Origin of the sequence: Promicromonospora vindobonensis (genome assembly GCF_042685865.1) — a bacterium.
In the GTDB taxonomy this organism is placed as follows: Bacteria; Actinomycetota; Actinomycetes; order Actinomycetales; family Cellulomonadaceae; genus Promicromonospora; species Promicromonospora vindobonensis.
Genome location: NZ_JBHUOG010000002.1, coordinates 1,952,207 through 1,975,528 on the forward strand (window position 1 = coordinate 1,952,207; position 23,322 = coordinate 1,975,528).

Below are 23,322 nucleotides of genomic sequence, written 5' to 3' on the forward strand. Positions count from 1 at the left end.
GGAAATAGTATGTGCTCTACAAACGATTGACGCTGGAGGCCTGATTCGGCCACTTCACAGACCTCCAGGAGGATCGACCATGGCAACACTGCTGCACCTCGACGCGAGCATCCAGGGCGAGAGTTCCGTCAGCAGGCAGCTGACCGCGCGCGCCGCAGATGCCTGGCGCGCCGCGCACCCCGGTGGGACGGTGACCTACCGCGACCTCGGCGCCGAGCCCGTGCCGCACTTCGACAGCACGGCCAACCTCTGCCGCCAGCTCCCCCCGGAGCAGCACACTCCCGCGCAGGCGGAGGCGTGGGCCCGGATCTCGCAGCTCGTCGGTGAGGTCGCCGCCGCCGACGCCGTGCTGCTGGGACTGCCGATCTACAACTACGGCGCCCCGAGCAGCGTGAAGGCGTGGGTGGATCACCTGATGGCGCCGGGCCTCTCCATCGACGCCGAGTCGGGGAAGGGGCTGCTGGGCGGCCGGGACTTCGTCGTCATCGTCTCGCGCGGCGGCGGCTACGCCGAGGGTGCCCCGCGTCACGGCTGGGACCACGCGACCGCCTGGCTCCCCCACGGTGTGGCGATGGTCGGGCTCGAGCCGCGATTCATCACCACCGAGCTGACGCTCGCGCACGTCAACCCCGCGATGGCCGGGCTGGTGCCGCAGGCAGAGGAGAGCCGGCGTCAGGCCGAGGCCGCCGTCGACGACCTCTGGGCACGCGCCACCGCGCTCGCCTGAGCACCTGCTCAGCGCGTAATTTCCCACGTCACGGCCTCGCGCTCCCGTACGCTGGGAGTGCGAGGTCGTGCCGACGAAGGGAGCTGCCGTGGACGAGTCGCCGGTCCTGGAGCAGTCGGCACGTCGTTCGGGCGCGCTGATCGACTACCTCGCGCGCCATCTCAGCCGACGGTCCGAGTCGGCGCTGGCCCCGCTCGGTCTGCGCACCAGGCATCTCGTCGCCCTCACGGTGCTCCGCGACCGCCGCGACATCACCCAGCGCGACCTCGCCTCCGCCCTCGTGCTGGACGGCACCAACGTCGTCGGCCTGCTCAACGAGCTGGAGGGCAGGGGCCTGGTCGAGCGGCGCCGTTCGACGGAAGACCGCCGTCGGCACGTCGTCTCCCTGACGGAGGACGGCATCAGCCTGCTCTGCAGGGCGGAGACCGCGTTGACCGCCGTCGAGGACGAGGTCTTCCAGACGCTCACGGCCGAGCAGCGCGCCCAGCTCCACGAGCTGCTCGTGGCCGCCACCTCGTCCGCGTCGGCGCGGATCTGCTGACCGGCCACCGTCACGGTCGCGGGACAGCGGCAAGAGCCGACTGTCCCAGCCACCCCGGCAGCTCCCTGCGCGCCTCGACCGGCCCGTCCAGGGTCACGTCCTGCCCGCGCAGTGCGCCCTGCCACGACAGGTCCCCCCGCCACACGCGCACCAGGGTGCGCAGTGCGGCCGACACCGTCACCGTCGTCTCGAAACCGGGGTCGTAGTCGCAGATGTCGACCTCGCCGTCCCGCACCACGAGCCACCAGCGCGCGACCGGCGCGGGCACGCCGTCGAGCCGGAACGCGACGACCGTGCGCTCGCGCGGCCAGGCCGCCACGGGCACGGTGCGCCGCATGTCCCACATCAGCAGGTGCGGGTCAAGGTCGGCTTCCCCGAGCCCGCCGACCCACCGCGTGCCCCAGCTGCCCAGACCCTCCACGAGCGGGCGCAGCTCCTCACCGGCCTGCGTGAGCCGGTACCCAGGGTGGCCGTCCGCCTCGTAGCGCCGCACCACACCGGCGCGCTCCAGCGAGCGCAGGCGCTTGGCGAGCAGGGCCGGCGACATCCTCGGGTTCCCGCGCCGCAGCTCGTTGAACCGGGTGCTGCCCGCCAGCAGCTCGCGGACCACCAGGAGGGTCCACCGCTCGTCGAGCACCTCCATGGCCTTGGCCACGGGACAGAACTGGCCGTACGTCGTCATGACGCCTCCTCGCCGTGCCCCCGGCAGCTCAAGTCAACGCTCCGTCAGGCCCGTGCACCAGTACAGATCGCGAACCTCACCCGGTACAGACACAGCACTGGAGGAGGTGCCGCTCGCGGGCGGACAGTGAGAGTCCCCAGCCAGTCCAGACAAGGAGCAGTCCCATGACCGACACCGCCGTCGTCCCGCCCGACGTCCTCACCGCCGTCCGCACCAAGCACCGTGCGCTGTGGGCGCTCGGCAACTACCCGGCAGTCGCCACCGAGGTGATCCCCAGCCTCGGCGCCGTCCTGGTCGAGGCCGCGGGCGTGCGGCCGGGCGACCGCGTGCTCGACGTCGCGGCGGGCTCGGGGAACGCCGCGATCCCCGCCGTGCTCGCCGGTGCTCACGTCATCGCCTCGGACCTCACGCCGGAGCTGTTCGATGCCGGACGTGCGGCCGCAGCGGCCGCCGGCGCCGAGCTCACGTGGGCAGAGGCCGACGCCCATGCCCTGCCCTACGCAGACGCGGAGTTCGACACGGTGCTGTCCTGCGTCGGGGTCATGTTCGCCCCGTTCCATCACGTCGCCGCCGACGAGCTGCTCCGCGTGACGCGTCCCGGCGGGACGATCGGGCTCATCGCCTGGACGCCTGCCGGGTTCATCGGCCAGATGTTCGCCGCGATGAAGCCGTTCGCACCCGCCCCGCCGCCCGGCGCGGAGCCGCCACCGCTCTGGGGCGACGACGCCCACGTGCGCGCGCTGCTCGGCGACGGTGTCACCGCCGTGCACACGGAGGTGCGTTCGCTGCCCGTCTCACGGTTCGCGTCCGGCGCGGAGTTCCGGGACTTCTTCAAGGCCGCGTACGGCCCGACCATCGCGGTGTACCGCAACGTGGCCGACGACGCAGCGCGCACCGCCGCTCTCGACGGGGCGCTGCTGGACCTCGCCGCCCGGTTCCAGGACGCCGACGGCGCCATGGGCTGGGACTACCTGCTGCTCACCGCCACCCGCGGCTGAGGGCTCAGCCCACCGACACGTTCACGGTGTGCCAGCCGGTGGCCCCGTCCGGCGCGGGCGGGGCCTCCGCGTCGGTCTGGACCAGCCCGTTCGCGTCGGTGGCGCGCACCGCGACCGTGTGGTCTCCGGCGTCGAGGTCCAGCGAGACCCGCCACTGGCGCCACGTGTCGGAGCCCACCGTCTCGGCGAGCTCCGCGGGGACCCAGTCGCCGTCGTCGGCCCGGACCTCCACCGCGCTGATGCCGGTGTGGGGCGCCCACGCGACGCCGGCCACCGTCACCGCGCCCGGCGCCACCGAGCCGCGCGGCACCTCGATGCGCGACTGCACCTTGACCGGGCCCAGCGCCGACCAGCCGCGCGGCGTCCAGTAGCCCTGGTCGGCGTCGAAGGTCGTGACCTCGAGCGAGGTGACCCACTTGGTGGCCGACACGTACCCGTACAGGCCGGGCACCACGAGCCGGGCGGGGAAGCCGTGGTCCACGGGGAGCGGCTCGCCGTTCATGCCGATCGCGAGCAGGTTGGCCCGGTCCGGATCCTGCAGCACGTCCAGCGGCGTCCCTGCGGTGAAGCCGTCGTCGCTGCGGGAGAGCACCATGTCAGCGCCCGCCTGCGGCTTGGCGCGCTCGAGCAGAGCCCGCAAGGGGTACCCGAGCCACAGGGCGTTGCCGATGAGGTCGCCGCCCACGGGGTTGCTCACGCAGGAGAGGGTCACGTGGTGCTCCTCGAGCGGCAGCGCGAGCAGCTCGTCCCAGGTGATGGTGAACGGCTCGTCCACCATGCCGTGCACCTCGAGCGACCACTCCGCCGGGTCGAGCTGCGGCACCCGCAGGGCCGTGTCGATGCGGTAGAACTCCGTGTTCGGGGTGATGTACGGGGCCAGGCCGTCGAGCTCCAGGTCCGCGCCGGCGGGCACGGCCGGCGCGGTCGTGTGCGCTGCGGGCAGGCGGATCTTCTCGCGCACGACGTTCACGGCCGCCGCACCCGCCGAGACGACGCGTGAGCCCGCAAGGGCCAGCACCGTCACGCCTGCGGCGATCCCGGTGACGGCAAGGAACCCGCGCCGGTCGACCGTGCTCCCCGGGTCTGCGCGCAGGTCAGCAGCCGGCCGCAGCCGTGCCATGGCCTGCCGCAGCAGGATCATCGCGCCACCGATCCCGACGATGCTGGGCAGCGCCCACAGCGGCGTCGCGTCCGGGCGCAGCATCGCGACGATCGCCCCGACCACACCGACGGCCGCGATCAGCAGCGCCCCCGACGGCGGACGGCGCAGCTCCAGCCGGCCCGCGAGCGCCGCGCCGAGGGCCAGCACCACGCCCATCGACCCGAGCAGCACCGCCTTGTCGCTGGTGCCGAACGTCTCCACGGCGAAGTCCTTGAGCCACGGCGGCACGGCGTCGATGACGGCGGCACCGCCGGCGAACAGGGTGCTCGCGCCGGGTGCGACGAGGGCGGCGACGAGCTCCGCGACGGCCAGCCCCGCTGCGCCCGCGAGGACACCGGCCAGGGCGGCCCACCACGTGTCGTGCGGGGAGCGGTCGGCCCGCACGCTCACGGAACTCTCGGTTGCCTGGGTCATGCGCCCAGCGTGGCACGCGGCGGCGGGTTCATCGGCACCCTGGAGCCGACTGTCATGAGCCTGTAAGGACAGGCGGCACGGGACCTCGCCTGCGCATCCTGTCCAGGTGACTTCGGTCGGTTGGCCACCCCGTCCAGGTGACTTCGGTCGGTTGGCCACCCTGTCCAGGTGACTTCGGTCGGTTGGGATGAGATCGGTCGGTTGACTGACCGATCTCATCCCAACTGACCGAAGTCATGACGGGCAACCCAGCAACCGACCGAAGTCACCAGGCCAGCTCACCAGCAGACCGGCGTCGGGCGCGGGTTCAGACCCCCGTGCCGCGCACGATCTTCGAGTTGTGCGCCTGCGCGCGCGGTCGGATCGTCACGAGGTCGATGTTGACGTGGTCGGGGCGGGACAGGGTCCAGGCGATGGTGTCGGCGACGTCGTCGGCCGCCAGGGGTGTGTAGCCCTCGTAGACGGCGGCAGCCTTCTCGGCGTCGCCGCCGAACCGGACCAGCGAGAACTCCTCCGTCGCCACGGCACCCGGCGCGACCTCGATGACACGAACGGGTTCGCCCGCGATCTCCCAGCGCAGCGTCTGGGACAGCATGTGCTCCGCGTGCTTGGCGCCCGTGTAGCCGGCGCCGCCCTCGTAGGCGCCCTGGGCGGCGGTCGAGGTCACGTTCACGACGTCGGCGACGCCCTTGTCCGCGCCGGCCTCGCGCAGGAGGGGCAGCACGGCCTTGGTGACCCGCAACGTGCCGAGCACGTTGATCTCGTACATGCGCCGCCAGTCGTCGAGGTCGGCGTCCTCGACGCGATCCAGCCCGAACGCGCCGCCCGCGTTGTTCACCACGGCATCGAGCCCGCCGGTGGCGGTGAGGTGGGTCGCGAGGTCGGCCACGGCGCCGTCGTCGGTCAGGTCGATGACGTAGACCTCGCAGCCGGTCTCGGCGGCGAGCGCGTCCAGGCGGTCGGCGCGGCGCGCGGCGGCCACGACGTCCCAGCCGTCGGAGCGCAGTCGGCGCACGGTGGCGGCTCCGATGCCCGACGACGCCCCGGTCACCAGGGCGCGGCGGTTCGGCGTGGGTTCGGGGCCGGTCTTGGGGGCGGTGCTGTCGCTCATGGCCGCACTGTAGTGCTTGCCCCTCAGCGGAGCAGGCCGGCCGCGTACCCGCCGAAGAACGCTGCGACGAGCCCTGCCACGACCAGGATCGCCACGATCCACACCCACGGTACCCAGCGCGGCGGGCCGTGCTCCTCGTGGCCCTGCGGCGCGCTCACCTGGTCGGACTCCGGCGGGGTCTCGCCCGGCTGGAGGTTGCCGCTGAGCGGCATGGTGCGGCCGTCCGGCTCCGGGTCGGGGTTGTGCGCTGCCTGGTTCTCCGGGTCGTTCGTCATGGCGGACCTCCCGTGCCGTCGCGGGTCGTCTCCACCGTAGGCACGCCCGATTCCAGTCGCGCGCCGGGTAGGCCCGACAGGTCTCGGCGGGCGGTCCGGCGCCCGACGCCGAGAGCGAAATCGGCAGGGGCTGCCCGAACGCGCCGGTGTATCGTGACGACCGGGTCGCGGGCCCTGCTTTGGCCCGCCGATGCGGCTCTCACTGTGAGCCGCTTCCCGCCTGGACGCGAGATGGCGCGTCGCTGCTCACCCCATGGCCGTTCGTGGTCGTGGGCTGTTCGTCGACCCTTGGAGCCATCGCGTGCATCCCCACCGCGTCCGTCCTGCTCGCGCGTTCGCACTGCCCGCCCTTGCCGCCGTCGCGGCACTCTCGCTCGCCGCCTGCACGGCCACCGCCTCCGGCGAGACCGGCGCCGGGGGTGCGCCGCCGCCGGGCGGTTTTCCCGTCACCCTGGACAACTGCGGGTTCGAGACGGAGGTCGAGGCACCGCCGGAGCGCGTGGTGACCATCAAGTCGTCGACCACGGAGATGCTGCTGGCGCTCGGCCTCGGCGACCGGATCGTCGGGTCGGCCTTCCTCGACGGGCCGGTACCCGACTCGCTGGAGACCGTGCCCGCCGTCGAGGAGCCGTTCGCCGCCGAGGCCCCCGGCTCCGAGGCGACGCTCGCGCTGGAGCCCGACCTGGTCTACGCGGGCTGGGAGTCGAACCTGACCGCCGAGACCGCGGGCGACCGCGAGACGCTCGCAGGGCTCGGCGTCGCCACGTACGTCTCCCCCGCCGCCTGCAAGGAGGACGGGTACATGCCGGACCCGCTCACCTTCGAGACGGTGTTCGACGAGATCGAGCAGGTGGGCGCCCTGTTCGGCGCCGAGGAGGCCGCCACGCGGCTCGTGGCCGAACAGCGGGCAGGGCTCGACGCCATCGAGCCCGACGACCGTGGCCTCACGGCGCTCTGGTGGTCCTCCGGCGACGACACCCCGTACGTGGGTGCAGGCATCGGAGCGCCCCAGATGATCATGGAGGCGGCAGGGCTGACCAACGTCTCGGCCGACGTCCACGACACCTGGACGTCGCTCGGCTGGGAGAACGTGGTCGAGGCCGACCCCGACGTCCTCGTGCTGGTCGACGCCGCGTGGAACCCCGCCGACGCGAAGATCGAGGCGCTGAAGTCCAACCCCGCCACCCGCGAGATGACGGCGGTCAAGGAGGCTCGCTACGTGGTGGTGCCGTTCCCGGCCACCGAGGCAGGCGTGCGCAACGTCGACGCCGTCGCCTCCGTGGTGGACCAGCTGGCGGACCTGGACCTGTGAGCCGACGCTGGTCGAGCCCGGCGAGACCCGGGCTCGCCCTGCCCGTCGCCGCTCTGGTGCTGATCGTCAGCATCGGTGTCGCGGTGACCATCGGGCCGGCGGACCTTGCGCTGTCGGAGGTCGGCAGATCGGTCGCGACGCACCTCGGGCTCGGCGGTGTGCTCGGGCTAGAACCGCTGCCGACCCTGCGTGACGGCATGGTGTGGCAGCTGCGGATGCCCCGCATCCTCACCGCAGCCGCCGTCGGCGCGGGCCTCGCGGTGTGCGGCGCGGTGATGCAGTCGCTCACGCGCAACCCGCTCGCCGACCCCTACCTGCTGGGGCTGTCGTCGGGCGCGTCGCTCGGCGCGGTGCTCGTGCTGCTCGCGGGCGTCCCGCTGCTGCTGCCGGCCGCGGCCTTCGTCGGTGCGGTCGGGGCGCTCGCCCTCGCGCTCACCCTCGCGGGGGCGCTCGGCACGATCACGCCCACCCGCACCGTGCTGGCGGGCCTCGCGATCAGCCAGCTCTGCGCGGCGGCCGTGTCGTTCGTGATCTTCTGGTCGGCCAAGGGCGACGCGTTCCGCGAGGTGCTGTCCTGGCTGATGGGCTCGGTCGCGTCGGCGACATGGACGTCGGTGGCGGTCGCGGGTGGCGCGGTCCTGGTGCTCGGCACGCTGCTGTCGCTGACCGGCTCCGTGCTCGACGCGTTCACGTTCGGGGACACGGCGGCCGCCGCCCTCGGGGTGTCCGTCAACCGGGCGCGATGGATCCTGCTGATCGGCGTCGCGCTCCTGACGGGGGCGCTCGTGTCGCAGAGCGGGTCCATCGGCTTCGTCGGGCTGATCCTTCCGCACGCCGTACGGCTGTTCACCGGCGCGCGGCACCGGCTGCTGCTGCCCCTGTCCGCTCTGGCCGGTGGCTCGTTCCTGGTCTGGGCCGACACCCTGGCACGCACCGTGTTCGAGCCGCGTGAGCTGCCGGTCGGGATCGTCACGGCCGCGATAGGCGCCCCGGTCTTCGCCCTCCTCCTCTGGAAAGGAAACCACCGTTGAGTGCCGGCTACTCGCCCGTCCGGGCGCCCACGACCGGGCGAGACCCCGGCACTCGACCGTCGGGGCTGGGGGCCGGCCGGGTCTCCTGGGAGATCGACGGGCGGCTGGTGCTGGACGACGTCGGGGTGCTCGCCCCGGCCGGCGCAGTCACGGGGCTGCTCGGGCCGAACGGGTCGGGCAAGTCCACGCTGCTACGGGTCCTGGCCGGGGCGCAGCGCGCCGGGCACGCGGCGTCGCCGTCGGGCCCCGGGCCGGCCATGACGTTCGACGACGCGGACCTTGCTGCGCTGCCGCGCCGCGAGCGCGCGCGGGTGCTCGCGCTCGTGGAGCAGGACGCCGGCACGGATCTCCCGCTGTCCGTGCTCGACGCCGTGCTGCTGGGCCGCATACCGCACCGTTCCCTGCTGGCGGGCGACTCGGACGCCGACCGGGCCGCTGCGCACGCGGCCCTCGCGGCTGCCGGTGCCGACGAGCTGGGCGACCGTGAGGTCGGCACGCTGTCGGGCGGTGAGCGCCAGCGCGTGCACATGGCCCGCGCCCTGGCACAGCAGCCGCGGCTGATCCTGCTCGACGAGCCGACCAACCACCTGGACATCGCTGCCCAGCTCCATGCCATGCGGGTGCTGCGCGACCTCGCTGCGGACGGCGTGACCGTCGTCGCCGCCCTGCACGACCTGAACCTCGCGGCCTCGACCTGCGACCACCTGGTCCTGCTGGACCATGGCCAGGTCGTCGCGGCCGGGCCGGTCGCCGAGGTGCTCGTCCCGGAGGTGCTGGAGCCGGTGTACGGGGTGCGGGTCGACGTGCTGACGCACCCGCGCACGGGACGACCGGTGCTCTCCTTCGATCGCGCTCGGGACCAGAACGGCGCCCGAGTGCCTCCCGGGCTGACGGATCCGCAGACCTGAACCATGATGGGAGCCATGGCCGCTCCAGATCTCGTCGTCAAGGCAGGCAAGGTTCTCAACCCGTGGGTGCTCCGCATCGCCGGACGCGTCCCGCCGTGGGTCGTGCTGCACCATGTGGGCCGCAGGTCCGGCACGAGGTACACGACCCCTCTGGTCGCGTTCGCGGCCCGGCCAGAGCAGGAGATCCTCGCCGTGCTGCCGCTGCCGTGGGGCTCGGGTACCGACTGGGCCCGCAACACGATGAGCTCCGGGACGGTCCGGCTGACGCGGGCGGGCTCGGAGTTCGTCGTGAAGGACGTACGGCTCGTGCCCGCCTACGAGGCGGTCGGTTGGCTCGCATCGGTGCCCGCGAAGCTCCTGTCGGCGGCCGGCGTCGAGGAGTGCCTGGTCGGGACGCTGCACCCGGCCTGACGTCGCTGGTCGCCGCAGTGTCGTCGGAGGGTCCGGCGCGGGAGTATGTTTCGCGTCGTGAACCTGCGCACAGCCACACTGTCTGATGCCACCGCGGTCGCCCGGGTGCACCACACGACCTGGGTGACGACCTACGGGGAGATCCTCCCGCCCGAGTTCTGGGCGACGGCCACGCTCGAGCGCCGCACGTCGACGTGGGAGAGATGGCTGGCGAACGGCGCGGCGCCCCTCGTCGCCGAGGTCGACGACGAGGTCGTCGGCATCGCGATGTCCGGCGACGCCGTGGAGCAGGACGACGTGCTGCCGATCCGCGGTCGGCAGCTGTACCTGCTGTACGTCCTGGCCGCGCACCACGGGACCGGCATCGGCCAGGCGCTGCTGGACGCCGTCGTGCCGCCCGGTACCGGCGCGCAGCTGTGGGTCGCCGAGGACAACCCGCGCGCCCGCCGCTTCTACGAGCGCAACGGGTTCGTCACGGAGGGCACGCGGATCGTCGACACGAGCACCGCTGACCTCGCCGAGGTACGCATGGTCAGGTAGTCGGGTTACCGTTCCCTTCATGTCTGACTTCCACATCCGCGCCTCGACACCCGACGACGCCGTGGGCGTCGCCGCGGTGCACTGGACCACCCGGCGCGCGGCCTTCGGCGAGCTCCTGCCGCCCGAGCACTGGGAAACCGAGACGCTCGGCACCCGCACAGAGGGCTGGATGCGCATCCTGGCCGCCGGCAACAAGGCCCTGGTCGCCGAGGTGGGCGACAAGATCGTCGGCTTCGCGATGAAGAACCCGTCCGGGCCGCACCTGGGACACGGGCCCGCCCGGGCGATCGAGCTGCACGAGCTGTACGTCGACCCGAACTTCCACGGCACCAACGTGGGCCACGCCCTGCTGGAGAACGCCCTCCCGCCAGGCACGCCCGCCCAGCTCTGGACGTTCGCGTCCAACCCGCGGGCGCGCAAGTTCTTCCAGCGTGCCGGCTTCCTGCCCGACGGCATCACGGCCACCGACCCGGACACCCACGTGCTCGAGGTCCGCCTGGTGCGCTGACCGGGCGTGGCGGGGCCCAGCTGGGCGTAGGCCAGCGGTGCTTGATCGGTAGAACGTCAGGAGATCGGTTCCTTGAGGAGCCGATCTCCTGACGTTCTACCGATCATTCGATCGCTCGGCCATGTCCGGCAGAATCCGCTCGATCACGTGGGCCGGGGCGTGCCAGGATTGCGGGCATGACCAGCGCACACAGCGTCGAGCTCTTCGAAGATCCTGCCGCCGTGCTCGAGGTGGCGGGCGAGCTGCTGGCCGCGGACCCGGTCGTCTGGAGCGTCGTCGCGTCGGTGACGCATCACGCGGCCCGGTCGTTCGCCCCCGGCGCACCGCGGCCGGAGCACCCCATGTGGTGGGCGGTGGTGCGGGACCCTGCCGACTCCGTCGTCGCGGTGTCGATGCGCACGATGCCGCACCCGCCGCACACCGTGTGGGTGCCCGCTCTGCCCGACGACGCCGCACGGCTGCTGGCCAGGGCCGCCCTCGACCGGACCGCTCGGGCCGGTGACCCGCCGCTGACCGCCGCGAACGGCCCCGTCCCCGCGGTCCGGGCGTTCACCGACGAGGTGCTGCGGACAACCGGCGGGACCATCCGTGAGGGCATTCGGGACAGACTGTGGGAGGCGAGGCGCGTCACGCCGCCCGCACCCGCGCCGTCGGGCCACGCGCGCCGCGCCACGCCGGACGACCTGGACCTGGTCACCGCATGGTTCGGCGTGTTCCACGCGGAGGCCGACGTCCAGGCGGGACGGACGCCGGACGCCGAGCCCCTGCGCATCGAGGGTGCCCGGCGCTGGATCGGCGAGGGCGGCGTCTGGCTGTGGGACGTCGACGGCGAGGTGGTGCACCTGACCGGGGCACGGCCGCCGTCGTTCGGCGTGGTCCGGATCGGCCCCGTCTACACGCCGGCCGAGCATCGCGGGCGCGGGTACGCTCGCGCCCTCGTCGCGGAGGTGGCCCAGCAGGTGCTCGGCGTCGGCCACCGGGTCTGCCTGTACACGGACCGGAACAACCCGGTCTCGAACCGGGTCTACGAGTCGGTCGGGTTCGAGCCGGTGCTCGACCAGGTCAACCTGGTCGTCGAGCCGGCGGCGGCACCCGTGACGAGCTCGGCGACGGGTTCAGCGGCGGGGAGACGCTGATGGGACGCCGGGTGGTCATCTTCCACGGGACCAGGGCCGAACCTGCCTGGATCTGGTACCCGTGGCTCGCGGACCGGCTGCGCGGGCGCGGGTACGACGTCGAGACCCCGCACCACCCCGGGACCAACACGGAGCCGATCGCTACCTTCCTCCCGAAGGTGCTCGCCGCGCACTCCTTCGACGCGGACACCGTGCTGGTGGGCCACTCGGGCGGGGCGGCCCTGCTGCTGGCGCTCCTGGAGCGCCTCGAGGTGACCGTGGCCCAGGCCGTGCTCGTGGCCGGCTACTCGACGCCACCGAACGACGCGGACGAGCCCGTGCTGCAGGACCGCTACGACTGGGACGTCATCCGGTCCCGCGCCCGGGAGCTGGTGTTCGTCAACTCCGTGACCGACGAGTTCGGCTGCGACGCCGAGCAGGGCCGGGCCATGTTCGACCGCCTCGGCGGGACGCTGGTGGTGCGCGACGACGGGCACTTCGTCTCGGAGACGTTGGAGATCGTGGACCGGCTGATCCCCTGAGCACAGGTGCTGGACACCCCGGAACCGACCGAAAGCTGCTTGCGTGAACCCGATCCCGTTGCACCCGACGACCGACGCTGCCTTGGCACGACTGGACGACGCCGACCCGACCCTGCATGACCTGGTGAAGGCGGTCGCGGAAGAGCCCGGGTGGGTGGTCCGCGATCTCGTGGCCGCGGTCGAGGACGAGGACGGAGACCGCGACACCCGGACCCGGCTCCGACGGGCGGAAGTGCTGACGGCGGCCGGGCGCGAGGCAGAGGTCTTCGGGGACGACCAGGTGCGCTGCGAGTACCTGCTGCTGGGCGCGATCGCTGCGCTGGGCGACGACGACCGGTTGGCCAGAACCCGCGCGAGGTTCCACGAGCTGATGGGGGATCGGGCGTTCGCCGAGTACCTGGACCTCGTCCCTCGGCCACGACCCGCGAATGCGCCTCGTCCGCCGCTGGTGCTCCTGGCGGGGCTGCCCGGCACCGGCAAGTCCACGCTCGCCGAGTCGTTGGCGACCGTGCTGCCGGCACCGGTCTTCTCGATGGACTGGCAGCTCGGCACCCTGGTCCCGTTCGGCGTCCTGCGCCCTGACAACACCGGGCCGCTGGCGGAGCTGACGCTCATCGCGGCGGCGGCTCGTCAGCTTCAGCTCGGACTGGGTGCGGTGGTCGATGCCACGGGCCATACCCGCGCGTTCCGCGCGCGGCTCGAGTCCCTTGCCGACAGCCTCGACGCACGGTTCGTCGGCGTCGAGTGCGTGTGCTCCGACGCAACGGCCCACCAGAGCCGGGTCGAGGGTCGGGACCGTGGCATTCCCGGCTGGCCGGCGACCGTCACGTGGGCGCACCTGCAGCGGATGAAGGAGCGCTGGGAGGACTGGCACGAGCCGCACCTGGTCCTGGACACAGCAGCCGTGTCCCCGGAGACCGGGCTGCGACGGATCCTCGATCTCATCGCGCACGCCGACACGTGCACGCCAGGCAGCTGGCCAACGCATCGAGCCCGGAGGATCCTAGCCATCGAAAGCTGAACAGTCACCGCTGGGCGGCTACCCAGTGGGCCAACGGCTCACGAACCAGCGCGGGAGCCTTGACAGTGACGGCGTGTGGACACGCATTGTCACGCCAGGCCTAGCAGATTGAGTATAGAAAAATCATGTCAGATCAGAACAAGGCTGCCGTCACGCAGTTGGTGGAGGGGCTAGGAACGAATGGCAGCCCTGGCGCCTTTGATGTCCTTCACGACGATGCAATATGGACCGTCATGGCGGACGCCGACACCTTCCCGGTCTCCGGCGACATGCCAAAACTCGCATTCATTGAACACATGAGAGGGTTCCACGAATCACTCCCCAATGGCATACACGTGTCAGTGACCAGTGTGATTGCAGATGAAGCCAACGCGTCCGTCGAGGCAACTTCGAACGCTCTGCTCGCCAACGGAAATACCTTCAATCAGGTATATCATTTCGCGTTCGAACTCAAGGGTGGCAAGGTCGTGAGAGCAAGAGAATACATCGATACTGCCCGCGCGCTGTCCGCGTTTTCCCAGTAAAAGCACCCTGCCTGGCGGCACGACGACAACCGCCGTCGGTGACGATTCCGATCACCTGATATCACCAGGGTCCGCATAGACGCGCTCGGCCTCGGACCCGATGCAGACGTAGCTGCCGTCGAGCAGCTGTGCATCGACGGCGAAGCCGACGGAGGCTGGTATCACGAGGAAGGCAATGTGATACAGGGGTGGCTCGCATCCTGAAAGCAGATCGGCCGACGAGCGCTCGTCCTCAGAACGCGCGACGGGCTGCTGGGCGAATGCCGACATCCACGAGGCGCTTCTCGCAGTTGGCCCAGGTGGCTGATCACCGTCAGGATGGAGCAATGACCGAAAGACTCTGGCTGACAGGCGACCAGGAAACCGATCAGCTGCTGAGCGACGACCCGTTCGCCCTGCTGGTCGGCATGCTCCTGGACCAGCAGTATCCGATGGAGCACGCCTTCGCAGGCCCTCGCAAGATCCGCGACCGCATGGGCTCGTTCGACGTGCACACCATCGCCGACGCCGATCCGGACGAGTTCGTGACCATGGCGACCACTCCCCCGGCGATCCACCGCTACGGGCGGTCCATGGCGGGCCGCGTCCAGGACCTCGCGCGCACCGTCGTCGACGAGTACGACGGCGACGCCGCGAAGATCTGGACCGCGCCCGGCGCCGACGGCGGCGCCCCGACCGGCCGCGAGGTGCTGAAGAGGCTCAACGCCCTGCCCGGCTACGGGGAGCGCAAGGCCAAGATCTTCCTCGCGCTGCTCGGCAAGCAGCGCGAGATCCGGCCGGAGGGCTGGCGCGAGGCGGCCGGCGAGTTCGGCGAGGAGGGTTCACACCGCTCGATCGCCGATGTGACGAGCGCAGAGGCGCTGCTGGAGGTTCGCGCGTTCAAGAAGGCACAGAAGGCCGCGGCCAAGGGGGCAGGCTGAGAAGAGGCCACCGAACCGTCCAAACCCGGCGGGCTCAACCGGGCAAGACCTCGACGTAGCGTCTTGCCTCCTGATAAAAGGCCCAGTCCGACATCGCATGCAGGTGTTCGAACGCCTCGGCCAGGTCGGCCTCGTCAGCCGCACCGAAGCTGACGAGCTGAACCACGAAGCCGGGACCTTCCGCAACACATTCGAGTGCGGTCTCGCCGCTGTCGAAGGGCAGCTCGTGGCATTCCTCGAACGTGAGGCCGCTCGTGGAGCGGTCGTCGTCCACCGTTGCGGTCGAGCTGACATGAACCTCTTCGCCGTCCGGCGTCCGGTACACCGCGACGGAGGATCCTTCACCAATGGCGATGTACTGCTCCTCGTATCCCGGTCCGGCCAACGTGTACGGCACGCCGTGCGCCGCGACGCGCTCGTGGAAGTCACCGGCCGTGGCGAGAGCGAACCAGGCTGCCGGGACCAGTGCCGGGCTCAGCAGCACGGCGACCGCGACGAATCGGCCGGCCTTCCCGATTCTGGGCTGCCCGGCGGCCGCCGTCGCACCCGCTATGACCCCTGTCGCCAGCATCGCGACGCCCGGACCTACCGGCGAGGGTGACGCGGCTTGGAGGTACCACCCGGCCAGCAGTCCACCGGCAACGACTGGAGCCAACGCGCCGACCGCTGCTCGTCCGCCGGCCCTACGCACGACGGCGCCGCAGGCGAGACCCAGCAGAAGGACGCATATGCCAAAGGCAAGCACTCCTGGCAGCAACGACGATGCGCCCCAGGCCAGCAGGATCGACCACACCCCGACAGGAACCAGGACCAGCCCGCAGATCAGGCCGACGGACACGGAGGCCCATATGGCACGGGCGGCGCCCTGCCCGTCGGAGCCGAGACCAGGCGCATCAGGGCCACGCTCAACCGGGCGATCCACTTCGGGCACACGAACCTCCGCACCATGTGAGGGACGCTGAGTCTGTCAGGGACGGGCTCGCATGTCGCCGAAAGCCGGTGCCTGATCCGCACATGCGCGTCAAGCCGCAGGCACGCGCGGCGCGGTCAGGTCGCCTCTCGGACCATTGCCACGGCCTGCTGCATCCCGTACCGGGATGACAGCAGGTCGAGTAGCTCGTCGATGCTGCGGGCCGGGTTGGTGTAGCGGGTGCTGATCTGCTCCAGGGCGCGCAGGGCTGTACCAGGTGCGATGGAGACCGAGTCAGCCGCGAAGCGTGCAGCGGTCACGACGGTGATACCGCCCGGCAGCAGTTTGGCCGGCAAGTCCTTGACATTGTCACTGACGATAACGCCCGCGCCACCAACAACTGCGGCGGCGACCAGGTGTTCGTCGTCGGGATCGGGTAGACCGTAGGTACCCTCCAGCGGTTCCCAGCCAGAGATGCACGAATCGTCAAAGGCCCACCCCATCTGGTCGATCAGCCGCCGGGCCGCCGCTTCTGCCTGCTCCGGCATAGCGCCGCGGCGCACCCGCTTGTCCGCCTCAACGCGGACGAGCTCGTCGAGGATGGCCCGCGACCAGATGGGTCGGTACAAGCCCTCAGCGGCCATGCTCAGGAGGAAGTCCCGCTGCAGACTCGGCCACAGCACCGAGGTGTCCAGAAGAGCTGTGAACACGAGTCACCCCCGCCGTGCTGCCGCCGCGACCTTCCGCGCCTCACGCAATCGCTCGATCATCTCGGCAGGGTCGTCCTCGTCATCGGTGTCCACCGACGTGGCGGCCAGCATCGCGTACTGGCGCGCCCGGCGCCGCTCACGATAGGCGAGCACGTCACTCAGCAGAAGGCGACGACGGTTCCCGTTCCGCTCGGCTGCGAGCTCACCCGACTCGATCATCCGCACCACTGTGGGGCGAGAGACTCCCAGCAGGTCAGCCGCCTGCTGCGTCGTCAGTTGCGGCTCCTGCGGAGACACTGTGACCGCCTTGCCCGCCGCGAGCGCCTCGACCACTTGCACCAACGCCCGGTACACGGTTCCGGGCAGCTCGATCTGCTCACCCTCACCACCGCCTACAAGCAGGAACCGGCGAGCAGGCTCGGTTCCACGCCTGTCGGCGTGCGCGGCAAGGAAGCTGAGCACCTCGGCCGCGCCGAACTCGGACTCCTCCGGGACGTACGTCTGCGATGCCAGCTCTGCGCTCATAGTTCCTCCTCGGTGGCCGTACGAACGTATCGTACCTGGTTTCGTAACGTTCGAATAGCGGGAGAGCAGGAAGACGTGTTCAAGAAGGCACAGAAGGTCGCAGCCAAGAACCCCGGCTGACCCCAGGAGCCCGACTGGCCCGTCGGCCCGGTGCGCCACCGGGCCGACGGGCCAGCTACCGAACCCCTACTTGCCTGTGCTGTGCAGGGCCTCCTCCGGGGCCGGGGACGGAGACGGGGCCGACGACCGCTCGGTCGGCACCGGGGACGGCTCACCGGTAGGCGCGGGCGCAGGTGCGGGCTCGGACTCAGCAGGGACGCTGGGTACCGGCGTCGGCTCGGCAGGGGCAGCCGACGGCTCACCCGCCGTGGACGGCTCGGCAGGAGCGGCCGACGGCTCGTCCGACGTCGAGGGCGTCACGGACTGTTCAGCGGGAACGCTGGGCCCCGGCGACGGCTCGGCGACCACCGACGGGGCCACGGACGGCTCCCCGGACTCCGAGGCGTTGGCCGAGGTACATGCGGTGGCCAGCAGCACGACGGCGAGAGCGCTGCCCGCAGCGGCCGCGCCTCGTGCGGTGGCGCCCCAGACGCCTCGACGACGGGCCGAGCTGCTGGTCCTGGACGAGAGAGAATTCGATCGGTAGAGAGTCACAGGTCGGTCAGTGTGCGCCGGGACGGACCTCATGACAGTGCCGGGACGTGACGAGGCCGACCCGCGCGAGGTGTCATGCGTGGTTCGGTGCCGGACACAGACCGTTGAGCACGCCCACGCCCGTCACCCGCCCCCTGGAGACTGCCCTGTCCGCCCACACCGAGCCACGCGACCTCGATGCAGGCCCACTCACCCCGGCGCAGACCGAGTCGCTGTTCGTCGATCACGCACGTGCGGTGCACCGGTACGCGCGGACCCGGCTCGATACGGCCGAGGCGGAGGACGTCGTGGCGGAGGTGTTCGCGATCGCCTGGCGCAAGGGCGAGGTGCCCGACGACCCGAGGGCCTGGCTGTTCGCCATCGCCCGTCGGGTTCTCGCCAACCAGGTCCGGGCGGAGCGGCGACGCACGGCCCTGGCTGAGCGCACGCTGCGGCATCCGACGGCGCCACGTCCTGACGCCGCCCGTCTGGTGGACGAGCTCGACGTGCTGCGCCGGGCGCTGACGCTCCTGCGGCCTGCCGACCGCGAGGTGGTCGAGCTGCTGGCCGCGGCCGAGCTGAGCACCGCGGAGATTGCCGGCGTGCTCGGCTGCACCACGGCATCGGCGGCCACCCGCGTCTACCGCGCGCGACGTCGGCTGCGTGCCGCCTACCGCACCGTGACCGAAGGTCAGGAGACCTGACATGAGAAGGAAGAACGACGCCCTGACCCGCGCCAGGCAGGCCCTGAGCCAGGTCGATGCCGAGCTGGACCTCGGTCACGCCCGGTCGGCCGCGCTGGCGCGCGCCGACTCCGGCCCGGACGCTCAGGCGGACGCGGACGCGCACGCTCACGCGGACGCGGACGACGCGATGAGGTCCGGCGTGGAGATCCTCCCGCACGGACAGCGGCCGGCGCTCCCCCGCCGCCGCACGGCGGCGTGGGCGCTGGTCGCCACGGTGGCGCTGCTCGGCGGTGCCGGGCTGGGGACCGCCGTGCTCTGGCCGGAGCCGAACGGGTCAGTCCCGGGCGCACCCTCCCCCGCATCACCCTCGCCAGGGCCTGGCCTGTCGACCACCGCCCCTGGCGTCGGGCCGACCGACAGCCCGCGGGAGTGCGCATCGGTTCCGCCGGCGCCGGGCCCCACGCCGACGACACCGGGGAGCTCCGGACCGCCGAGCAGCGCGCCGGTGCCGTCGAACGGCTGCGACGCCGAACTGTCGCCCTCGCCCTCGAGCGGCCCGACCGTCGGCACGGACGACATCGGCCCGTAAGGCACCCGGGCGGACGACCCGTCACCCGAAGCCCCGATCGACACCCTCGCCGGGAGGATCGACCGGAGGCTGACGCCGGAGGCACAGAGAGCCGACGGCCGCTACCGCCGCCGGTAGGCCGTGGCGAGCACCGACACCGTGACCTGCTCCGGCAGCTCGCCGTCGACGGCCAGCTCCGCCTCCGTGACGTGGCGCGCGCTCGGCGTCATCAGCACCAGGTCGACCGCCTCCTGCCGGGTCAGCGGCGTCGTGTACTCGACCTCCAGCGTGCGCGCGGGCTCGAAGTACGGGTCCAGTGCCTGGTGCAGGCGCCGCTCCTTGTCCGGGTCCACGGTCACCATGTGCGTGACCTGGCTGCGCAGCTCGGCCAGGTGCCCGCCGAAGGGTCGCACCACGACCAGGACGCCGCCCGGACGCAGCACCCGGTGGAACTCGGCCGGGTTGCGCGGCGCGAACACGTCGAGCACCACGTCGACCTGCTCGGACGCGATCGGGAACGGCCGGAAGACGTCCCACGTCGCCGCCGCGGCCCGCTCGTGCGCCCTGGCCGCCACACGCAGCGCGTGGGCCGAGGTGTCCAGGCCCAGGCCGACGGCTTCGGGCAGCGCGTCGAGCACTCCTGCAAGGTAGTAGCCGGTACCGCAGCCGACGTCGACCACCGTGGCGGGGCGCGCGGCGTCGGTCGCGAGGTCGGCCACCGCGTCGCGGACCGGCGCGTACCGCCCGGCGGCCAGGAAGTCACGCCGCGCCCGCGCCATCGGCCCGTCGTCACCGCTGGTCGCCGGTGCCCCGGTCAGCAGGCCGACGTAGCCGTGGCGGGCGAGGTCAAAGCTGTGGCGGCGTGGGCAGCGCAGCACGCCGTCACCGGGTGACAGCCCCGCGCCGCAGGACGGGCAGCGCAGCAGCGGCAGGATCGGGACGAGGGCGGCGGGAAGGGATACGGGCACGTGCACTCCTGGCGGCGAGGTGGGGGCAGATCGGGTCAGACCCGGTCCTCCGGGACCGGGTTCGCCGCCCGGCCCTCGGTCGACAGGAGCAGGACGACGGCGTCGGGCCGCAGCCCGATCGCCTCCCGCCAGCCGGGTTGGCCCAGCACCAGGCGGGCCGCCGCGAGGGTTGCCGCACCGCAGGGTCCTGAGTCGACGCCGAGCCGCGCCAGGTCCTCGACGGCGCTGGCCGCCTGGTCGTCGGAGACGGTGACCGCGCCGTCGAGCCCGTCCCGCAGTACCGGCCACGCGAGCGCGGAGACGGTGCCGCAGTTGAGTCCGGTCATGATCGTGTCACCCGTCGGTGCAGTGACCCGCTCGCCCGCACGCAGCGACGCGACCAGGCCGGCTGCGCGGTCGGGCTCGACGGCGAGCAGCGTGCCGCCGTCGGCCCCGGCGCCGCCGTAGTGGCTCACCACTGCCTGCGCCAAGGAGCCGACCCCGACGGGCACGACCACCAGGTCTGGCGCGCCAAGGCCCAGGGCGGCCAGCTGCGTGTCGGTCTCGAGGCACAGCGTCGCGTAGCCGTCGACGATCCACTGCGGGACGTCCGTGTACCCCGGCCAGGACGTGTCCTGCACCAGGATCGACGCCGGGTCGGCGGCGGCCTCGGCCGCCGCACGCGCCACCAGGTCGTCGTAGGCACCGTCGACCTCCACCGCCTGGGCACCCTCGGTCGCTATCGCCTTCTTCGCGGCCTCGGTGATGCCCTGCGGGTAGTAGATCGTCGCGGCGGCACCGATCAGCGAGGCCATGTGCGCGACGGCGCGACCGTGGTTCCCGTCCGTGGCCGCGTACAGCCGGACGTCACGGCCCCGGACTGCCGCGCGCACCGCGTCCACGGTGAGCTCGGTGATCCCGAACCGCTCCCCGACGGCGCGCGCCGTCGCGTACGACGCGCCGAGCACCTTGAACGCGGGCAGCCCGAGCCTGCTCGACTCCTCCTTGACCAGCACGCGCCCGACGCCGAGCTCCGCCGCGAGACCGGGCAGGTCCCGCAACGGCGTCCGCTGGTATCCGGGCAGGGTGCGGTGAAAATCGATGGCGGGCATGTGGTCGATTGTCCCCGACAGCGCCACCGAGGGCCGACCGGTCAGAGCAGACCGACCGCGGCGAGCGCCGTCGCGACGATGCCGGCGAGCGTGCGCACGTGGTTCCACGCGGTCCAGGGCCGCCAGTAGGCACGCCATCCGGCGGCCTTGTCGTGGGAAGCGAGGAGCCGGTTGTTGAGCGGTACGTTCAGGGCAGCGGTCACTCCGAACGTGCCGATCAGGTAGACCGCTGCGGCCGCGAGGACCCATGCCCCGCCGTCCCGGCCCTCGACGAGGCCCCAGATGCCGGTGCCCGCCGGGACGAGGAGCGCACCGAAGAAGACCGACATGAAGGCGGGCAGCAGCGCGGTCTCGTTGATGCCGCTCATCGCGGCCCCTGCGGCTTCGTCGGAGGCGCGGCCGAGGCCGCTCATGACGAACGACGAGAAGGCGAAGAACACCCCCGCCGACAGCCCGAGGAGCAGCACTGATGCCACGGTGAAGATCGTCCAGACCATCAGAGCCTCCCGGTCGGCGCAGCAGCGCGGCGCACAGCAGCAACTCTTGCACGAGGCCCGCGCATGTTCCAGGTGTTACGGGCAGCACCCGGTGCGCCGTTCGATCGGCTCGTGAGACGGTTCGCCACGCTCCGATAACAGATCGGGCACACCGGACACTTTTGCCCCCCGGGGTGTCGGTGTGCCGTGGAACACTTCGAGTCATGCTCGAACTTGCCACCGGAACCGGACTCGCCTTGTCGGCGGGCCTCAATGCCTGGATCCCGCTCATCTTCCTCGGCGTGCTCTCCCGCTTCACGGACCTCGTGTCGCTTCCGGGCACCTGGGACTGGCTGGAGAACGGCTGGGTGCTGGCGATCCTGACCGTCCTGCTGGTGCTCGAGTTCGCCGCGGACAAGATCCCGGTGCTCGACTCCATCAACGACGTGGTGCAGACCGTCATCCGGCCCACCGCCGGCGGCATCGCGTTCGGTGCCGGGTCGATGTCGGAGACGACGACGGTTACCGATCCCAGCACGTTCGTGCAGTCCGGCCAGTGGATCCCCATCGTCTCGGGCATCGTCCTCGCCCTCGGCACGCATGCGGCGAAGGCCGGCGGCCGCGTGGTCGCCAACACCGTCTCCGGCGGCACCGCCGCCCCCGTCGTGAGCGCGGCGGAGGACGTGACGAGCATCGGCCTCGGGTTCCTGTCCGTCCTCGCCCCGCTCGCGATCATCCCGGTGATGATCCTGTTCGTGATCGGGGTGATCATGCTGATCCGGAGCCTGATGAAGCATCGCCGCGCCCGCGCGGCGGGGCATGCGGGTGGAGAAGGAGATGCCTACTACGTCTGACGTGCGCACCGTCCAGCGTGCCCGGCTCACCTCGGTGGGCCTGGGTGCTCTGCAGGCGGCCGACGGCGGTGGCGTGCCCGGCGTCGTCGCCCGGCTGGGTGCCGTCCAGTCGCAGGAGCTGCACTCGTCGGCATGGGGCGTCGCGCAGCGTCTGGCGCGGCCTGCCACGCTCGCCGAGGTACAGGCCGCTCTGGCCGACGGCACGATCCTGCGGACGCACGTTCTGCGCCCCACGTGGCACTACGTGGTGCCCGGCGACCTGGCGCCGCTCATGACCGCCACCGCGCCACGGATCCGCCGGGCGATGCTCTCTGCGGAGAAGCCGCGCGGCTTCGAGCACTCGCTGCTGCCCCGCCGGCACGCGGTACTCGCGGAGGCGCTGGCGCAGGGGCCGCTGACCCGCAAGGAGATCCGCGCCGTGCTCGCCGAGTCCGAGGGCACGCCGCTGGACAGCTGGCATCTGGGCCAGGTCATGGCGCACGCCGAGCTCGACCTGCTGGTGGCGAGCGGCCCGATGCGGGGCAAGCAGGCGACGTACCGGCTGCTGCCGGAGCAGAAGGTATGGGACGAGCACGAGGCGGTCGTCCACCTGGCCCGCTCCTACGTACGCGGGCACGGCCCGTGCCGCGCGGAGGACGTCGCCTGGTGGGGCACCCTGACCAAGACGGCGGCGCGCGCAGCGGTGGCCGACGCCGGGCTCGTGCGCCACGAGCTGGCCGGCCTGACGCTCTGGGCCGACGGCGACCTGCCCGATCCAGCACCGGCCGGCACCGTGCGGCTGCTGTCGGTGTTCGACGAGCTCTTCTGCCACGACTTCAAGGGCTGGCCCGCCCTGAGCCGGGACGGTGTGCCGAGTCGTTGGCTGTACGCCGGCATCGTGGTGGTGGACGGGATGATCGCGGGGGCCTGGTCCCGGGTTCTCAAGGCGCAGAGCGTGGAGATCACTGTCGAGCTCACCGAGGAGCCGACCCGTCAGGTCTGGGCCGCGATCGAGAGGGAGGCCGAGCGCTACGGGCAGTTCTGCGGGCTCGACCCGATCCTGACGCGCGGCCAGGTGGGCAAGGGCACGATCGGCTGACGCAGCCGAGGTCAAGGGATCGCTGAGCAGACGCGTGACGGCGCACAGGGGTGGCGCAGGTCGAGCCGTAGTCGGCAGACT

The 23,322-nt window shown here is 71.9% G+C and carries 30 protein-coding genes; 19 read left to right on the forward strand and 11 right to left on the reverse strand.

Annotated elements, in window-relative coordinates; translation table 11 throughout:
• The first annotated feature begins 79 nt into the window (after positions 1–79).
• The gene (locus ACFS27_RS21975; RefSeq protein WP_377187489.1) at positions 80–727 is read left to right on the forward strand and encodes an FMN-dependent NADH-azoreductase; all 648 of its coding nucleotides are present in this window, start codon (positions 80–82) and stop codon (positions 725–727) included.
• Between the two features lie 88 nt (positions 728–815).
• Positions 816–1,268: a MarR family winged helix-turn-helix transcriptional regulator gene (locus ACFS27_RS21980; protein WP_377187492.1), complete on the forward strand. Its 453-nt coding sequence runs from the start codon at positions 816–818 to the stop codon at positions 1,266–1,268.
• A 10-nt stretch (positions 1,269–1,278) separates the two neighbouring features.
• Here ACFS27_RS21980 and ACFS27_RS21985 read toward each other — a convergent pair whose 3' ends face one another.
• Entirely contained in the window at positions 1,279–1,950 is a 672-nt protein-coding gene (locus tag ACFS27_RS21985) for a winged helix-turn-helix transcriptional regulator (RefSeq protein ID WP_377187495.1), read from the reverse strand.
• 164 nt (positions 1,951–2,114) lie between these two features.
• Here ACFS27_RS21985 and ACFS27_RS21990 point away from each other — a divergent pair, with 164 nt between their 5' ends.
• Positions 2,115–2,948: a class I SAM-dependent methyltransferase gene (locus tag ACFS27_RS21990; protein ID WP_377187498.1), complete on the forward strand. Its 834-nt coding sequence runs from the start codon at positions 2,115–2,117 to the stop codon at positions 2,946–2,948.
• Between the two features lie 4 nt (positions 2,949–2,952).
• On the opposite strand, the gene ACFS27_RS21995 is transcribed toward ACFS27_RS21990, so the two are convergent.
• From ACFS27_RS21995 to ACFS27_RS22005, 3 genes are all read right to left on the reverse strand, one after another.
• A complete protein-coding gene (locus ACFS27_RS21995; RefSeq protein WP_377187501.1) occupies positions 2,953–4,524 on the reverse strand; it encodes a molybdopterin-dependent oxidoreductase in 1,572 nt (523 codons plus the stop codon).
• A gap of 307 nt (positions 4,525–4,831) precedes the next feature.
• On the reverse strand, positions 4,832–5,635 hold the full coding sequence (locus ACFS27_RS22000) for an SDR family oxidoreductase (RefSeq protein ID WP_377187504.1): 804 nt from the start codon (positions 5,633–5,635) through the stop codon (positions 4,832–4,834).
• 23 nt (positions 5,636–5,658) lie between these two features.
• Positions 5,659–5,910 (reverse strand): DUF6480 family protein, encoded by a 252-nt coding sequence (locus ACFS27_RS22005; RefSeq protein WP_377187507.1) that lies wholly within the window; start codon positions 5,908–5,910, stop codon positions 5,659–5,661.
• A 301-nt stretch (positions 5,911–6,211) separates the two neighbouring features.
• Between ACFS27_RS22005 and ACFS27_RS22010 the strand changes: the two genes are divergently transcribed.
• From ACFS27_RS22010 to ACFS27_RS22055, 10 genes are all read left to right on the forward strand, one after another.
• Complete coding sequence (locus ACFS27_RS22010; RefSeq protein WP_377187510.1) at positions 6,212–7,222, forward strand: putative F420-0 ABC transporter substrate-binding protein; 1,011 nt, start codon at positions 6,212–6,214, stop codon at positions 7,220–7,222.
• Positions 7,219–8,253 carry a putative F420-0 ABC transporter permease subunit gene (locus ACFS27_RS22015; RefSeq protein ID WP_377187513.1) on the forward strand — a complete coding sequence of 345 codons (1,035 nt, stop codon included), beginning with the start codon at positions 7,219–7,221 and terminating at the stop codon, positions 8,251–8,253. The genes ACFS27_RS22010 and ACFS27_RS22015 overlap by 4 nt, the downstream gene beginning before the upstream one ends.
• A gap of 65 nt (positions 8,254–8,318) precedes the next feature.
• Complete coding sequence (locus ACFS27_RS22020) at positions 8,319–9,161, forward strand: ATP-binding cassette domain-containing protein (protein WP_377191128.1); 843 nt, start codon at positions 8,319–8,321, stop codon at positions 9,159–9,161.
• 15 nt (positions 9,162–9,176) lie between these two features.
• Positions 9,177–9,572, forward strand: coding sequence for a nitroreductase family deazaflavin-dependent oxidoreductase (locus tag ACFS27_RS22025; protein ID WP_377187516.1), 396 nt, complete (start codon positions 9,177–9,179; stop codon positions 9,570–9,572).
• A 57-nt stretch (positions 9,573–9,629) separates the two neighbouring features.
• On the forward strand, positions 9,630–10,112 hold the full coding sequence (locus ACFS27_RS22030) for a GNAT family N-acetyltransferase (RefSeq protein ID WP_377187519.1): 483 nt from the start codon (positions 9,630–9,632) through the stop codon (positions 10,110–10,112).
• A 19-nt stretch (positions 10,113–10,131) separates the two neighbouring features.
• Positions 10,132–10,620 (forward strand): GNAT family N-acetyltransferase, encoded by a 489-nt coding sequence (locus ACFS27_RS22035; RefSeq protein WP_377187522.1) that lies wholly within the window; start codon positions 10,132–10,134, stop codon positions 10,618–10,620.
• A gap of 176 nt (positions 10,621–10,796) precedes the next feature.
• The gene (locus ACFS27_RS22040) at positions 10,797–11,756 is read left to right on the forward strand and encodes a GNAT family N-acetyltransferase (protein WP_377187525.1); all 960 of its coding nucleotides are present in this window, start codon (positions 10,797–10,799) and stop codon (positions 11,754–11,756) included.
• Positions 11,756–12,277: an alpha/beta fold hydrolase gene (locus ACFS27_RS22045; RefSeq protein WP_377187528.1), complete on the forward strand. Its 522-nt coding sequence runs from the start codon at positions 11,756–11,758 to the stop codon at positions 12,275–12,277. Before ACFS27_RS22040 ends, ACFS27_RS22045 begins: the two co-directional genes overlap by 1 nt.
• A 43-nt stretch (positions 12,278–12,320) precedes the next feature.
• Complete coding sequence (locus tag ACFS27_RS22050; RefSeq protein ID WP_377187531.1) at positions 12,321–13,298, forward strand: AAA family ATPase; 978 nt, start codon at positions 12,321–12,323, stop codon at positions 13,296–13,298.
• A gap of 125 nt (positions 13,299–13,423) precedes the next feature.
• Positions 13,424–13,822 (forward strand): nuclear transport factor 2 family protein, encoded by a 399-nt coding sequence (locus ACFS27_RS22055; RefSeq protein ID WP_377187534.1) that lies wholly within the window; start codon positions 13,424–13,426, stop codon positions 13,820–13,822.
• A gap of 51 nt (positions 13,823–13,873) precedes the next feature.
• On the opposite strand, the gene ACFS27_RS22060 is transcribed toward ACFS27_RS22055, so the two are convergent.
• Positions 13,874–14,092: a hypothetical protein gene (locus ACFS27_RS22060; RefSeq protein ID WP_377187537.1), complete on the reverse strand. Its 219-nt coding sequence runs from the start codon at positions 14,090–14,092 to the stop codon at positions 13,874–13,876.
• Between the two features lie 56 nt (positions 14,093–14,148).
• Here ACFS27_RS22060 and ACFS27_RS22065 point away from each other — a divergent pair, with 56 nt between their 5' ends.
• Complete coding sequence (locus tag ACFS27_RS22065; protein WP_377187540.1) at positions 14,149–14,742, forward strand: HhH-GPD-type base excision DNA repair protein; 594 nt, start codon at positions 14,149–14,151, stop codon at positions 14,740–14,742.
• A gap of 34 nt (positions 14,743–14,776) precedes the next feature.
• On the opposite strand, the gene ACFS27_RS22070 is transcribed toward ACFS27_RS22065, so the two are convergent.
• The 3 genes from ACFS27_RS22070 to ACFS27_RS22080 all read right to left on the reverse strand — a co-directional run bounded on the left by ACFS27_RS22070 (position 14,777) and on the right by ACFS27_RS22080 (position 16,887).
• Positions 14,777–15,226 (reverse strand): hypothetical protein, encoded by a 450-nt coding sequence (locus ACFS27_RS22070; RefSeq protein ID WP_377187543.1) that lies wholly within the window; start codon positions 15,224–15,226, stop codon positions 14,777–14,779.
• 563 nt (positions 15,227–15,789) lie between these two features.
• Positions 15,790–16,362, reverse strand: a complete 573-nt coding sequence (locus tag ACFS27_RS22075) for a PIN domain-containing protein (RefSeq protein ID WP_377187546.1) — start codon at positions 16,360–16,362, stop codon at positions 15,790–15,792.
• 3 nt (positions 16,363–16,365) lie between these two features.
• Positions 16,366–16,887 (reverse strand): helix-turn-helix domain-containing protein, encoded by a 522-nt coding sequence (locus tag ACFS27_RS22080; protein WP_377187549.1) that lies wholly within the window; start codon positions 16,885–16,887, stop codon positions 16,366–16,368.
• Between the two features lie 190 nt (positions 16,888–17,077).
• On the opposite strand from ACFS27_RS22080, the gene ACFS27_RS22085 reads away from it, so the two are divergent.
• The 3 genes from ACFS27_RS22085 to ACFS27_RS22095 all read left to right on the forward strand — a co-directional run bounded on the left by ACFS27_RS22085 (position 17,078) and on the right by ACFS27_RS22095 (position 18,795).
• Entirely contained in the window at positions 17,078–17,533 is a 456-nt protein-coding gene (locus ACFS27_RS22085; protein ID WP_377187551.1) for a hypothetical protein, read from the forward strand.
• 112 nt (positions 17,534–17,645) lie between these two features.
• A complete protein-coding gene (locus tag ACFS27_RS22090) occupies positions 17,646–18,224 on the forward strand; it encodes an RNA polymerase sigma factor (protein WP_377187554.1) in 579 nt (192 codons plus the stop codon).
• 1 nt (position 18,225) lies between these two features.
• A complete protein-coding gene (locus tag ACFS27_RS22095) occupies positions 18,226–18,795 on the forward strand; it encodes a hypothetical protein (RefSeq protein WP_377187556.1) in 570 nt (189 codons plus the stop codon).
• 101 nt (positions 18,796–18,896) lie between these two features.
• Here ACFS27_RS22095 and ACFS27_RS22100 read toward each other — a convergent pair whose 3' ends face one another.
• The 3 genes from ACFS27_RS22100 to ACFS27_RS22110 are packed head-to-tail and all read right to left on the reverse strand — an operon-like array spanning position 18,897 to position 21,330.
• A complete protein-coding gene (locus ACFS27_RS22100; protein ID WP_377187559.1) occupies positions 18,897–19,742 on the reverse strand; it encodes a methyltransferase domain-containing protein in 846 nt (281 codons plus the stop codon).
• Positions 19,743–19,777: 35 nt separating this feature from the next.
• Positions 19,778–20,833, reverse strand: a complete 1,056-nt coding sequence (locus tag ACFS27_RS22105; RefSeq protein ID WP_377187562.1) for a diaminopropionate ammonia-lyase — start codon at positions 20,831–20,833, stop codon at positions 19,778–19,780.
• A gap of 41 nt (positions 20,834–20,874) precedes the next feature.
• Entirely contained in the window at positions 20,875–21,330 is a 456-nt protein-coding gene (locus ACFS27_RS22110; RefSeq protein ID WP_377187565.1) for an anthrone oxygenase family protein, read from the reverse strand.
• Positions 21,331–21,533: 203 nt separating this feature from the next.
• On the opposite strand from ACFS27_RS22110, the gene ACFS27_RS22115 reads away from it, so the two are divergent.
• Together ACFS27_RS22115 and ACFS27_RS22120 are read left to right on the forward strand one after the other, a co-directional pair.
• Positions 21,534–22,163, forward strand: coding sequence for a DUF4126 domain-containing protein (locus tag ACFS27_RS22115; RefSeq protein WP_377187568.1), 630 nt, complete (start codon positions 21,534–21,536; stop codon positions 22,161–22,163).
• Positions 22,147–23,241 (forward strand): winged helix DNA-binding domain-containing protein, encoded by a 1,095-nt coding sequence (locus tag ACFS27_RS22120; RefSeq protein ID WP_377187571.1) that lies wholly within the window; start codon positions 22,147–22,149, stop codon positions 23,239–23,241. The genes ACFS27_RS22115 and ACFS27_RS22120 overlap by 17 nt, the downstream gene beginning before the upstream one ends.
• Positions 23,242–23,322 lie beyond the last annotated feature (81 nt).